Annotated in this window: 11 protein-coding genes and 1 rRNA gene; 2 read left to right on the top strand and 10 right to left on the bottom strand. The window is 70.2% G+C overall.

The window, feature by feature from the left end:
- Positions 1-9: 9 nt before the first annotated feature.
- A complete protein-coding gene (locus ACZ3HL_RS43960) occupies positions 10-687 on the bottom strand; it encodes a GntR family transcriptional regulator (protein WP_465537873.1) in 678 nt (225 codons plus the stop codon).
- Positions 688-835: 148 nt separating this feature from the next.
- On the opposite strand from ACZ3HL_RS43960, the gene ACZ3HL_RS43955 reads away from it, so the two are divergent.
- Positions 836-2,278 carry an NCS1 family nucleobase:cation symporter-1 gene (locus tag ACZ3HL_RS43955; RefSeq protein ID WP_465421247.1) on the top strand — a complete coding sequence of 481 codons (1,443 nt, stop codon included), beginning with the start codon at positions 836-838 and terminating at the stop codon, positions 2,276-2,278.
- Complete coding sequence (locus ACZ3HL_RS43950; RefSeq protein ID WP_465421249.1) at positions 2,278-2,988, top strand: aspartate/glutamate racemase family protein; 711 nt, start codon at positions 2,278-2,280, stop codon at positions 2,986-2,988. The genes ACZ3HL_RS43955 and ACZ3HL_RS43950 overlap by 1 nt, the downstream gene beginning before the upstream one ends.
- 63 nt (positions 2,989-3,051) lie before the next feature.
- Here ACZ3HL_RS43950 and ACZ3HL_RS43945 read toward each other — a convergent pair whose 3' ends face one another.
- The 9 genes from ACZ3HL_RS43945 to rrf form a co-directional block, all read right to left on the bottom strand.
- Entirely contained in the window at positions 3,052-3,999 is a 948-nt protein-coding gene (locus ACZ3HL_RS43945; protein WP_465537872.1) for a copper transporter, read from the bottom strand.
- A complete protein-coding gene (steA, locus tag ACZ3HL_RS43940; RefSeq protein ID WP_340685737.1) occupies positions 3,996-5,180 on the bottom strand; it encodes a putative cytokinetic ring protein SteA in 1,185 nt (394 codons plus the stop codon). Before steA ends, ACZ3HL_RS43945 begins: the two co-directional genes overlap by 4 nt.
- 263 nt (positions 5,181-5,443) lie before the next feature.
- Positions 5,444-7,240, bottom strand: coding sequence for a DNA repair protein RecN (gene recN / locus ACZ3HL_RS43935; RefSeq protein WP_465537870.1), 1,797 nt, complete (start codon positions 7,238-7,240; stop codon positions 5,444-5,446).
- Positions 7,241-7,344: 104 nt separating this feature from the next.
- Positions 7,345-8,256, bottom strand: a complete 912-nt coding sequence (locus ACZ3HL_RS43930) for an NAD kinase (RefSeq protein ID WP_072026471.1) — start codon at positions 8,254-8,256, stop codon at positions 7,345-7,347.
- Entirely contained in the window at positions 8,253-9,068 is an 816-nt protein-coding gene (locus ACZ3HL_RS43925) for a TlyA family RNA methyltransferase (RefSeq protein WP_465537868.1), read from the bottom strand. The genes ACZ3HL_RS43930 and ACZ3HL_RS43925 overlap by 4 nt, the downstream gene beginning before the upstream one ends.
- Positions 9,069-9,071: 3 nt before the next feature.
- Positions 9,072-9,278 carry a hypothetical protein gene (locus ACZ3HL_RS43920; protein ID WP_126736807.1) on the bottom strand — a complete coding sequence of 69 codons (207 nt, stop codon included), beginning with the start codon at positions 9,276-9,278 and terminating at the stop codon, positions 9,072-9,074.
- A 58-nt stretch (positions 9,279-9,336) separates the two neighbouring features.
- Positions 9,337-10,326 carry an HAD-IIA family hydrolase gene (locus ACZ3HL_RS43915; protein WP_465537867.1) on the bottom strand — a complete coding sequence of 330 codons (990 nt, stop codon included), beginning with the start codon at positions 10,324-10,326 and terminating at the stop codon, positions 9,337-9,339.
- Positions 10,319-12,241 carry a tetratricopeptide repeat protein gene (locus ACZ3HL_RS43910; protein WP_465537865.1) on the bottom strand — a complete coding sequence of 641 codons (1,923 nt, stop codon included), beginning with the start codon at positions 12,239-12,241 and terminating at the stop codon, positions 10,319-10,321. Before ACZ3HL_RS43910 ends, ACZ3HL_RS43915 begins: the two co-directional genes overlap by 8 nt.
- Before the next feature lie 162 nt (positions 12,242-12,403).
- Positions 12,404-12,494 (bottom strand): 5S ribosomal RNA (gene rrf, locus ACZ3HL_RS43905); the annotation flags it as partial.

The raw sequence follows: 12,494 nt of genomic DNA, 5'->3' as shown, positions 1-12,494 counted from the left end.
ATGTCCGGTTCACCCGGCGGAGCGTTCTCCGTCATCCTCGGGGAACAGCGTCTTCAACGTCACTCCCCGGTTCACCCGCACATGCTCGACGGCGTGGGTCCGCGCGCGGTCGGCGTCGCCCGAAGCGATCGCGTCGTAGAGGCGGCGGTGCTCGTCGAGCAGCTCGCCCCAGTGCTCGTTCTGGCTCGTCAGCCAGCGCAGCCTGCCCTCGAGCGGACGGAGGATCTCGTGCAGCAGCCCGTTGCCGGCGAGCGCGACGATCTGGTCGTGGAAGCGGGTGTTGAGCAGGGTGATCCTGGCCGGGTCGCCGCTCTCGGTCGCGCGGGCGGCGTCGGTGAGCAGCCGTTCGAGCGCGCGGAGTTCCGCCTTGCCCGCCCGCTCGGCGGCCAGTCCGGCGGCGAGCCCTTCGAGTGCCTCGCGGACGTCGAACAGCTCCTCGACGTCGGCCTTGGCCAGCTGGCGTACGACGATACGCCGCGGCGACTGGACGGCGAGGAAACCTTCGGCCTCCAGGCTGCGGATGGCCTCGCGCACCGGGACCCGCGAGACTCCGAGGTCTTCGGCGAGCTCGCGCTCGACCAGCCTGTCCCCCGGCTTCAGCCGTCCGGCGAGGATACGTTCGCGCAGCTCGTCGCGGACCCGCTGCCGGGTCGCGGCCAGCGGCTGACGCGGTCCTTCCTCGGCCACCCGTCCCCCTCTTCAACACCGCCGTAACAGCTCGTAACCCGAGTTTATCGGCTGAAACCTTGACGGCGGGCCACCGCGGGGTGATATTTGGGATGCCAAATTTTGGGATACCAAATCGACCGGACGTCCCCGTCGATCGGAGGCCCGCATGACCGCCGCCCCAGCAACCCGGTCCGAAGCGCCTACCACCGAGAACGCCGATCCCCGGCTCTGGAACGAGGACCTCGCCCCGGCGAAAGAACGCCGCTGGAAGGTCTACGACATCTTCGCGCTGTGGATGTCGGACGTGCACAACCTCGGCAACTACACCTTCGCGGCGGGCCTGTTCGTCCTCGGGCTCTCGGCCTGGCAGGTGTTCACCGCGCTGCTGACCGGCTTCGTGCTCATCTACTTCGGCATGAACCTGATGGGCCGGATCGGGCAGAAGACCGGCGTGCCGTTCCCCGTGGTCGCCCGCATCAGTTTCGGCACCTTCGGCGCGAACCTGCCCGCGCTGATCCGCGCGATCATCGCGATCTTCTGGTACGGCATCCAGACCTACCTCGCCTCCGTCGCCATCACGCTGCTCGTGCTCGCGATCGATCCGGGGCTGAAACCGTTGACCGAGGTGGGTTTCCTCGGCCTGCACGCGCTCGGCTGGATCTGTTTCATCGCGCTGTGGCTCGCGCAGGCGCTCGTGCTCACCCGTGGCATGGAGGCCGTGCGCAAGTTCCAGGACTGGTGTGGTCCCGGCATCTGGGTCGTGATGATCGCGCTCGCCGTGTGGATCCTGGCCGCCGCCGACTGGAACATCTCCTTGACCAGCAACCCGAAGGCACTGTCCACAGGGGAGCAAGTACGGCAGTGGTTCGGCGCGGTCGGCCTGATCCTGTCCATCTACGGCACCCTGATGCTCAACTTCTGCGACTTCTCGCGGTTCGCCCCGAACCAGAAAACGGTGCGGCGCGGGAATTTCTGGGGTCTGCCGATCAACTCGACGGCGTTCGCGCTGCTGTCGGTGCTGGTGACCGCGGGCAGCCTCCAGGTGTTCGGCGAGGCCATCACCGACCCCGCCGAACTGCTGGCCCGTATCGACAACACCCCCGTGCTGATCATCGGGGCGCTGACCTTCGCGATCGCCACCATGGGCGTGAACATCGTCGCGAACTTCGTCTCCCCTGCCTACGATCTGGCCAACATCTGGCCGAAACGGATCACCTTCACCATCGGCGGGATGATCAGCGCGGTCGCGGCGCTGTGCGTGCTGCCGTGGAAGCTGTACTCCTCCCCCGCGGTGGTCAACTACTTCCTCGGCGGCCTCGGCGCCTTCCTCGGCCCGCTGTTCGGCATCATGATCGTCGACTACTACCTGGTGAAACGCGGCCGGATCGACGTGGACAAGCTGTTCGTGGCCGGACCCGGTTCGCCGTACCACTACAAACGCGGGTTCAACCCGCGTGCGATGGTCACCTTCCTGCCCACCGCGGCGCTGTCCGCCATCATCGCGCTGGTTCCGTTCTTCGCCCCCGCCGCGCCGTACTCGTGGTTCATCGGCACCGCTTCCGCGGCGGCACTGTACTTCGCCGTGGCGCGGAAACAGCGGGTCGCGTGATGCGGATCCTGGTCACCAACTGCAACACCACCGAGGCGATGACCAAGGAGATCGAGGCAGGCGCCCGCGCCGCCGCGAGCCCCGGCACCGAAATCCTGGCCAGAACCCCGTTGTGGGGGCCGGAGTCCGCCGAAGGCTGGCTGGACAGCTTCCTCAGCGCCGCGGCCGTCCTCGACCTTCTCAACGGGCTGGACGAGCCGTTCGACGCGCTCGTGATGGCCGGTTTCGGTGAGCACGGCCGGGAAGGTGCCCGGGAGCTGCTCGACGTCCCGGTCGTCGACATCACCGAGGCCGCCGCGCATCTGGCCTGTCTGCTGGGAAGACGCTACGGCGTCGTGACCACATTGGACCGTACGTGCGGACTGATCGAAGACAGCCTGCACACCGCGGGCGTCGCGCGGAACTGCGTCGGCGTCCTCGGTGCCGGGCTCGGCGTCCTCGAACTGACCGACGAACGCCGGACGGAATCCGCGCTGCTGACCGCCGGACGGCGCGCCCGCGACGCGGGGGCGGAGGTCCTCGTCCTCGGCTGCGCGGGGATGACAGGCCTCGATCGCCGGATCTCGGCGATGCTGGACATCCCGGTGATCGACGGCGTCGCCGCCGCCGTCCGCCTCGCCGAATCCCTTGTCGCTCTCGACCTCAAGACCAGCCGAGCCGGTTCCTACGCCCGCCCACTCCCGAAAACCCGCCTCTGGCCCCGCATTTAGTCCTCTGAATGCGGTAGTTGCACACGCAAGTACCGCATTCAGAGGACGAAATGCGAAAGGGGGCTAGTTGCCGGCCGCGGCGATACCGGGGGCCGGAGCCTGGGCGTTGCCCGCGATGCCGTAGCGGCCCGCGCCGCCTTCGAGCTGCTCGCGCAGCGCCAAGATCGTGGTGACCCGGCCCGCCGCGGTCTCCGCGTTGTCCACAGTGGACAGGATCGAGGTCGACGAGGTGTCGGCGCGAACGACACCGATCGCGCCGGTGCCGTCGGCGGAACCCGCGTCGCCCGCCAGGACGGTGCCCGCGCCGGAACGATCCAGCTGCGCGGCGAACCGGGCGATGGTCGACGCACGGTCACCGGCGCCGTCCCCGGTGTATTTGGAACCGGTGAGCACGATCGCGAGCTGCGCGGGCTTCACGTCCCCGCCGGTCTTGAGGAAACCGCCGTCGGTGAGCCCGCCGAGCGCGGCCGCCAGCTCCACCGGCGTGGACTGCGGCTGCGCGTTGTCCTTGTTCAGCAACGCGACCGAGCCGATCAGCGCCCCCGCGAGGGTGCCCGGGTCGCCCGCGGTCGGGAACTGGACACCGGCGGGCTGGAGCCGCGAGACGACGTCACGCAGCTGATCGGAGCGCATCGGGTCGGAGAACGCCTCGGTCAGCTGGATCTCGCCGGTGACGGCGGCGCCCGACTGACCGACGAGCTGCTTCAGCGCGTCGCGGTCGGCGGGCTTCGCGTCCTCTGTGGTCACCAGCACCACCGAACGCTTGTCCAGCTGCCCGGCGACGACCTTCGGCCCCATCGCGCCGGCGAACGCGTCCGCGTCGCCGAGCCTGGCGTTGAGCGTATTGCGCTGCGCCTCCAGATCCGCGACCTGGGAACCCAGATCCTCCTTCTGACCGGCGAGACCGGAAAGCAGGGCACCGTTCAGCGCCGTGGACCCGAGCACCACCCCGAGGGCGAGCGCCAGGAAGCAGGCTGCGATGGAAACGATGTGGTACCGCAGTGAAATCACGTGAAGAGTCCCTTGCCCCAGGCGATGAACGAGTTCCAGGTGTCGCGGATCCAGTCGAGGTAGACCGAACCCACGTCGGACACCAGCAGCGCGGCCGCGACGGCCACCAGGGTCGCGACGACCAGCAGGACGATGGCGCCGATGGACACCCGGCTGCGGTGCAGGGTCGCGACCGCCTTGCCGTCGACCAGTTTCGTGCCGAGCTTGAGCCTGGTGAGGAACGTCGACGGGTTCGAGCCGGACCGGCCGTGGTCGAGGAACTCCCGCAGCGTCGCCTGGAATCCGACGGTGACCACCAGGCTCGCCTCGTGCGCGTCGGCCAGCAGCAGCGCCAGGTCCTCGGCGTTGCCCGTCGCGGGGAAGGTGACCGCGCCGATCCCGAGGTCCTGGATGCGTTCGACACCTGGCGCGTGCCCGTCCGGTTGCGCCGGGACCACGACCTCACCGCCGCTGCGCAACGTCTCCGCGCCGATCCCGTGCGGGTCGCCGACGATGACGTCCGGCTGATATCCCTGCGCGCGCAGCGTGTCGGCCCCGGCGTCGACGCCGATCAGCACCGGCCGGTGCTCGGCGATGTACTTCTTCAGCTTCTTGAGGTCTTCGGCGTGCCCGTTGCCACCCGCGACCACGAGGGCGTGCCGGTCCTTGAGCGGGACCCGGATCTCCGGGACCCCGACACCGTCGAGGATGAGGCTGCGTTCCCGGCGGAGGAATTCGATCGTGTTCGCGGAGAACGCCTCGAGCTGGGTGGACATCCCGGCCTTGGCCTCGATCATCTGGTCCGCGACGCTTTCCCGCGTCTGCTGGACACCCGAGCCGAGCTGCCGCTCTCCGATGTAGACGACGCCTTCGTGCAGGCGGAGTTTCGTGCCGTCCTTGACCTTGCGCAGCAGTTCGCCGCCGACCGAATCGACCAGCGGGATCCCGGCTTCGAGCAGGATCTCCGGGCCCAGGTTGGGGAAACGGCCGGAGATCGACGGCGAGGCGTTCACCACCGCCGCGACTTCGGCCTCCACCAACGCATCGGCCGTCGACCGGTCGAGGTCGAGCTGGTCGAGGACGACGATGTCGCCAGGGCTCAGCCGGCGGAGCAGCTCGCGCGTACGCCTGTCGACCCTGGCGACGCCGGTGATCCCGGGGAGGGTCTCTTGGTTACGCGAGAGCAAGCCGGTGAGCTTCATGCGACCGATAGTGACAAATCCGCGCGGCCTTCCGTGTCCGCCACGCCGATGGAAACACGCCGATTAACCCACACCGGTTCGGCCACGGCCTCTCGCGGCGAACGTTGCGAAAGCCACTTTCGCAACCTTCAGCGTTGCGAAAGTGGCGTTCGCAACCCTCACCTGAGTACCTCGACCCGGCCAGAGCGTGAGAAGTAGTGAAGACCTCCTTCACCACGCTGAAGGTAGGGAAGGAGGCCTTCACGGACTCACGCAGGCGGAGCTTACTTCGCCTTCTTTCGCTTTCCGCCGCGGCGGGCTTTGGGCTTGTCCGGCGCGCTCTTGTCGGCCTCGGCGACGGCGAGCAATTCCTCCGCGTGCGCCCGGCCGGTCTCGGTGCTTTCCATTCCGGCGAGCATGCGGGCGAGCTCGACGACACGCTCGGATTGTTCGAGCACGCGCACACCACTGCGCGTCACCCCGCCGCTGGTGCCCTTGTCCACCACCAGATGCTGGTCGGCGAACGCGGCCACCTGCGGCAGATGCGTGACCACCAGGACCTGGTGGCTCCGCGCCAGCCGCGCGAGCCGCCTGCCGATCTCGACCGCCGCCCGGCCGCCGACCCCGGCGTCGACCTCGTCGAACACCAGTGTCTGCACGGTGTCCGCGTGCGCGAGGACGACCTCGATCGCCAGCATCACGCGGGAAAGCTCACCACCGGAAGCGGCCTTGTGCACCGGAAGCGGCGGCGCGCCGTTGTGCGCCCTCAGCAGCAGCTCGACATCGTCGACGCCATCGGGCCCGGCGTGCACGAGCCTGCCTTCGACCTTCACCGCGTGCGCGTCGTTCTCGTCCACCGTGCGCCGCTCGACGGTGATCTCGATCTCGGCCTGCCCCATGGCGAGCCCGGACATCTCGGCGGTGATCGCCTCGGCCAGTTCGGCGGCGGCCTCGACACGCGCCTCCGACAGCGCGAGCGCGTGTTCCGCCAGCGTGACGGCGAGTTCGTCGCGGCGCTTGGCCAGCTCCGACAGCGCCTCTTCGGAGGTGTCCATCGTGGACATCCGGCGGCGGGCGTCGTCGGCCCACGCCAGTACGCCGTCCACGTCCGCCGCGTATTTGCGCGTGAGCCGCTTCAGGTCCGCCTGGCGCGCGAGCACCTTCTCCAGGAGCGCAGGGTCGGCGTCGAGCGTTTCGAGATAGCTGCCCAGCTCGGTGCCCACTTCGGACAGCAGCACCGAAGCCTCGTCCAGCCGGGGCCCGAGTTCACGCAGCACGGCGTCCTCGGAACCGGTCAGGTGGCGGCTCGCCTCCCCGATCAGCCCCAGCGCGCCGGGCGCGTCCGGATCCCCGTCCGCCGAACCGGCGACGGCGGCGTGCGCCGCGCTGGCCGCCGCCCGCAGTTCGTCGACCGCGGCGAGCCGTTTGATCTGCTCGGTGAGCTCGGTGTCCTCGCCCGGTTCCGGCGCGACGGCGTCGATCTCGGCGAGGCCGTGGCGCAACAGGTCGGCCTGCTGCGCCATCTCGCGGGAGCGGGTGGAGCGCTCGGTCAGTTCGGCGACGACGGCCAGCCACTCGTCCCGGACCGCGCGGTAGCGCTCGAGCGGTTCGGTGACTGCCTCACCGGCGAACCGGTCGATCACCGCGCGCTGCTCGGCGGGCCGCAGCAGCCGCAGCTGATCGTTCTGCCCGTGGACGGCGATCAGCTGCTCGGACAGATCGGCCAGCACCCCGACCGGCACCGAACGGCCGCCGAGGTGGGCACGGGACCGGCCGTCGACCGAGACCGCGCGCAGCGCGATGACGCTGCCGTCCTCGTCGACCTCCGCCCCGGCGTCGGTGACGATCCGGGTGGCGCCCTCGGCACCACCCAGCTCGAAGCGGCCTTCCACGAAGGCCTTCAGCATTCCGGTCCGCACCTTGGACACTTCGGCTCGGCCGCCGGAGAGCAGGTGCAACCCGCTGACGACCATGGTCTTGCCCGCACCCGTCTCACCGGTGACGACGGTGAAGCCCGCGTGCAGTTCCAGCAGGGCGTCCTCGATGACTCCGAGGCCCTGGATGCGCATCTCGGCCAGCACGACGCCCACCGTAGCGGCCCACCCCGACCATTCCCGCACCCGGCACGTCATGAAAGGGGCCTTGACGACGAAAGTTGTCCTCAACGGCCCTTTCACGACATCCGTCAGCGGGCGTGTCGCTCCCGCCAGCCCTTGATCGGCAACGAGAACTTGTGCACCAGCCGGTCGGTGAACGGGCCTTCCCACAACCGGACCAGGCGCACCGGCACCCGGCCGCAGGTGACCCGCACGGCCGCGCCGGCGGGAAGATCGAAGGTCCGCGATCCGTCGCAGGTCAGGACGGCGGGCGAACCGTCCGGATCGATGGCGACGGTGATCTCCGAGTCCCGCGAGACGACCAGCGGCCGGGAGAACATCGCGTGCGCGTTGCTCGGGACCACCAGCAGGGCCTGGACGTCCGGCCAGATGATCGGCCCGCCCGCGGAGAACGCGTACGCCGTCGAACCGGTCGGAGTGGCACACAGGACGCCGTCGCAGCCGAAGGACGACACGGGCCTTCCGTCGACCTCGATGAGCGCGTCCAGCACGCGCTCACGCGAGCTCTTCTCGACACTGGCCTCGTTGAGCGCCCACGTGTTGACGGTCTCCTCGCCGTCGACGGTCACGACGACGTCGACGGTCATCCGCTCTTCGACCTGATAGTCGCCGTCGACGGCGCGCTGGACGGTGTCGGCGAGCTTGTCCGAATCGGCCTCCGCCAGGAAGCCGACCCGGCCGAGGTTCACACCGAGGACCGGAACTCCGTTGGGCCGGGCCAGCTCGGCGGCTCGCAGCAACGTGCCGTCGCCGCCGAGCACGAACACCAGCTCGGTCCCGGCGGCCGGGTCCTGCTCCGGCGCCATGACCGTGCAGGGGGCGCCGATCCCGCCATCGGCTTCCAGCATCTCCCGGACGTCCTCGTCGAGTACCCGGAGCCGCACACCCGCCTTGGCGAAACGGGCCGAAACCTCGCGTGCCGCGTCCCGGGTCGCGTCCCGGTCCGGGTGCACGACGAGCAGCACCTCGCGATCGCTCATTGGGGTCCCTCCAGGACTGCGGTCCGGACGAGCCGCTCGGCGTCGGTGCCGACGGTCTCCCCCGCCCCGCGAGTAAGCCACACGAAGTATTCGACGTTCCCGGACGGCCCAGGAAGGGGGCTCGCCACGACGCCGCGCAGGCTCAGATCCAGCTTTTCGGCCTCGGCGAGCACACCGAGCACCGATTCGGCGCGCAGTTCCGGGTCGCGGACGACGCCACCGCTGCCGAGCCGGTCCTTGCCGACCTCGAACTGCGGTTTCACCATCGGCACCAGATCCGCGCCGTCCCGCGCGCAGGCGGCCAGCGCGGGCAGCACGAGCTTGAGAGAGATGAACGAGAGGTCCCCGACCACGAGGTCGACCTGCCCGCCGAGGTCTTCCGGGGTCAGGTTGCGGACGTTCGTCTTGTCGAGGACGACCACGCGGTCGTCGGTGCGCAGCCGCCAGTCCAGCAGGCCGCGGCCGACGTCGGCGGCGATCACCGTGGCGGCGCCGTTGCGCAGCAGGACGTCGGTGAAGCCACCGGTCGAGGCGCCCGCGTCGAGACAGCGTTTTCCCTCGGTGGAAAGACCTTGCGGGGTGAAGGCTTCGATCGCGCCCAGCAGTTTGTGCGCGCCGCGCGAAGCCCAGCCGGGGTCGTCACCGTCGCGCACCACGATCGGCGCGCCGGACTCGACCCCGGTCGCCGGTTTGGTGGCCACCATGCCGCGCACGGTGACCTTGCCTTCGGCGATCAGCGCCGACGCCTGCTCCCGGGAACGGGCGAGTCCCCGCCGGACGAGTTCCGCGTCCAGGCGGGCGCGTTTGGGCACGCGTCAGACCTTGTCGATGGTGGACAGCGCCACCGTCAGCTCGGTGTGCACGGCCTCGAACCGGTCGACGTGCTCCGAGAGCGGAAGCGCGGCGAGGTCGTCGAGACCCGCCACGGCTTCGTCGATCCCGGCCCGGGGATCCGTGTCCTGCTGCGCGAACTGTTCGGCCTGAACCGCCGGAGGCCCGGGCACCGGCGGCGGGCCCGGCACCGGCGGTCGCGGCACGGGGTGGAAGTGGTCTTGCACCCCACCAAGTTAGCAGCGCTGGTCAGCCGAGGCGCAGCTCGGCGAGCGCGGCGCGGGCGGTGTCGCCCACACCACGGACCTCGGTGATCCCCGAGTCCCAGGCCGCCGCGCACAACGCGCGCAACAGGTCGAGGGAGTCGCCTTCACCATCGGCTTCGAGGACGTCACCCTGTGCGGTGACGCGCCAGCCGTCCTTGGGTCCGATCTCGAGCAGGTCCGCCCGGCTGCTCAGCCCGGACAGGTCCTGCGCGAGGTAGCGCGGACGCTCCTCCGGCCTCGCCGAGATCAAGGACGCCGCGTCGGCGACGCCGGTCAGGACGCAGAGCGCGTCGATGCCGGCCGCGACCGCGCCCTCGATGTCGGTGTCCAGCCGGTCGCCCACGACGAGGGCCCGCTCCGCGCCCGCGTCCCGCGCCGCCGTCGTGAACAGCCCCGGCGCCGGTTTGCCCGCCACCAGCGGTTCGACGCCGGTGGCGGTGCGCAACGCGGCCACCATCGACCCGTTGCCCGGCAGCAGGCCGCGTTCGCTCGGCAGGGTCGCGTCGACGTTGGTCGCCACCCAGAGCGCGCCCGCGCGGATGGCGAGACACGCCTCCGCGAGAGCGGCCCAGGTGTTCTGCGGCGAGTGCCCTTGCACCACCGCGGCCACGTCCGGACCGGCTTCCCGGGCCGCCTTCAGGCCGACGGACTCGACCTGGGCGGCCAGCGAGTCCGTGCCCACGACGAGGACCACCGCGCCCCGAGGCAACCGCTCACCCAGCAGGGTGGCGGCGGCCTGAGAGCTCGTGTGGACCTCGTCAGGGGTGGCGGGCAGTCCGAGTGCCTCCAGGTGCGCGGAGACCTCCGCGGGTGCCTTGGAGGCGTTGTTGGTCACCCAACGGACGGCCGTGCCGTGGTCCCGAAGCGCCCGAAGCGCTTCCGGTGCGCCCGGGACCACTGTGCTGCCGTGATAGACCGTGCCGTCGAGGTCGAACAGGACCGCGTCGTACCCGGCCGAGAGGGCGTCAGCCATTCGTGAGCTCCGCGGCGCGCTCGGCGGCGTCGGTCTCGTCCTCCTCGTCGGCCTCTGCCGCGTTCAGGAACCAGCGGATCGCCTCGTCCTTGCGATCGGCGGCGGCGAGGTTGTCCGCGTAGGCGTAGAACAGCCGGGCGCTCCACGGGTCGCGCTTCTCCGCCTTGAGGTCGTCGCCCTGGAGGGAGACGACCGCGGCGTCCAGCTGACCGAGGTCGCGCCGCGCGCCGGCGGCGACGATCGCGAGCTCGATCTGGGTCGCCTTGGCCAGGCGCTCCTTGTCGACCTCCTTCGCGAGGTCGAGCGCCCGCTCCGGGCGGCCGATGGCGCGCTCGGCGTCGGCGATGATCGCGATGTGGTCGTCGGTCCGGGTCATCCGGCGGACGGCCCGCAGCTCCGACAGCGCCTCGGACCAGTTGCCCGCGTGGTAGGCGACCAGGCCGAGCGCCTCACGGACGATCGGAACCCGCGACGCCTTGGCCTTCGCGTACTTGGCGTGCTCCATGGCGGCCTCGGGATCCTCGTCGACGAGGCCACCGGCCGCGACCAGGTGCTTGCCGACGGTTTCCGCGAGTGCCTTGGGCAGGGTGCGCAGCTCCCGGCGGACCTCCTCGTCGAGATCGGAGAACTCGATGCCTTCGGGCAGCTCCGGAGCCTCGAGCAGCTCACGCGCCAAGGTCTCGTCGTCGACCGGCCTGTCCTCGGTGCGAGGAGAGGAACGGAAGTCCTTGCGGCCTTCGGAACGGTCGCGCTGGGGACGGTCGTCGCGTTTGCGGTCGAACCCACCGCGCTTGTCGTCGTAGCGCTTCTCCGGCCGGTCACCGGAAGGGCGACGGTCGGGACGGTCACCGGACGGCCGGTAGCCACCGCGCTTGTCGTCGCCGCGGTCGCCGTAGGACTTGCGCTCGTAGCCACCGCCGCCACTGGGACGACGGTCGCCGCCGTAGCCACCGGAACGGGAGCCACCACGGTCGTCGCCACCCCGGCTGTCACGGTTGTCGCGGTCACCGTAGGACTTGCCCTGGGGACGTCCCTCGTAACGGTTGCCGGACGGACGGTCGTCGGAACGGCCGCGGTTGTCCGAGCCGTAGCCGGAGCGGGCCGGACGGCTGTCGGAGCGCTTCTCGTACCGGCTCTCGGAACGGCTGTCCGACCGATTGTCGGAGCGGCTGTCGGAGCGGTTGTCGTAGCGACGCTCGGGCCGGCTGTCGGACGAGCGGTAGCCGCCACGGTTCTCGGACCGGTAGCCACCACGGTTGTCGTTGCCCCGCTGGTCTCCACCGCGGTTGTCACGGTTGTCGCCGCCGCGGTACCCACCGCGGTCGCCGCCACGGCTGTCACGGTTGTCGGACCGGTAACCACCGCGGTTGTCGCCACCCCGGCTGTCCGAACGGTAACCGCCCCGGCTGTCTCCACCGCGGTTGTCACGATTGTCACCGCCGCGGTACCCACCGCGATCGCCGCCACGGCTGTCACGGCTGTCACGGCTGTCCGAGCGGTAACCGCCGCGGTCGCCGCCCTTGTAGTCGCGGCTGTCGCGACGGTCGTCGGAGCGGAACCCGCCACGACGGTCGTTGTCGCGGCCACCGGACCGGTCGTCGTTGTTGTAGCGCGGGCGGTTGTCGTCACGCCCCTGGCCTGCGAACCGGCTGCCACCGGGGCGCTGGTCACGAGGACCGTCGCCGCTGCGGAAGGGTTTGCCGGAGTAACTACCGGAACCGCGGGCACCGCGGTCGTCCCTGCGCGGGCGGCCCTGGTAGCCACCATCGCGGCCGCCCCGGTCCTGCCTTCCGCCGGCGGAACCGCGCCGGTCACCTCGCTGCGCGTCAGACCGGCCTCCGCGGGGACTGTCGTCCCGGCGACCCGACCGGCCGGACGCGCCATCATCTGAGTCACGTCGACCGAACTCGGACACCTGGCCTCCTGCCACTATTGAAAAGTTTCGACACTGGGGCCCACCGCCAGGTGGGCCAACGGACCATTCTAGTCGGTCCATGGACATGAAAAGAGACAGGGCCCTGACCGGGGAGAACCTGTTGGGGTTCTCGACCCTGGTCAGGACCCTGTCCTGAAGTTAGTCCGGCGGTGTCCTACTCTCCCACAACCCTTCGGTTGCAGTACCATCGGCGCTGTCAGGCTTAGCTTCCGGGTTCGGAATGGGACCGGGC

The organism is Amycolatopsis sp. NPDC000009, assembly GCF_055563465.1.
This window is presented reverse-complemented; position numbering and strand designations above follow the sequence as displayed.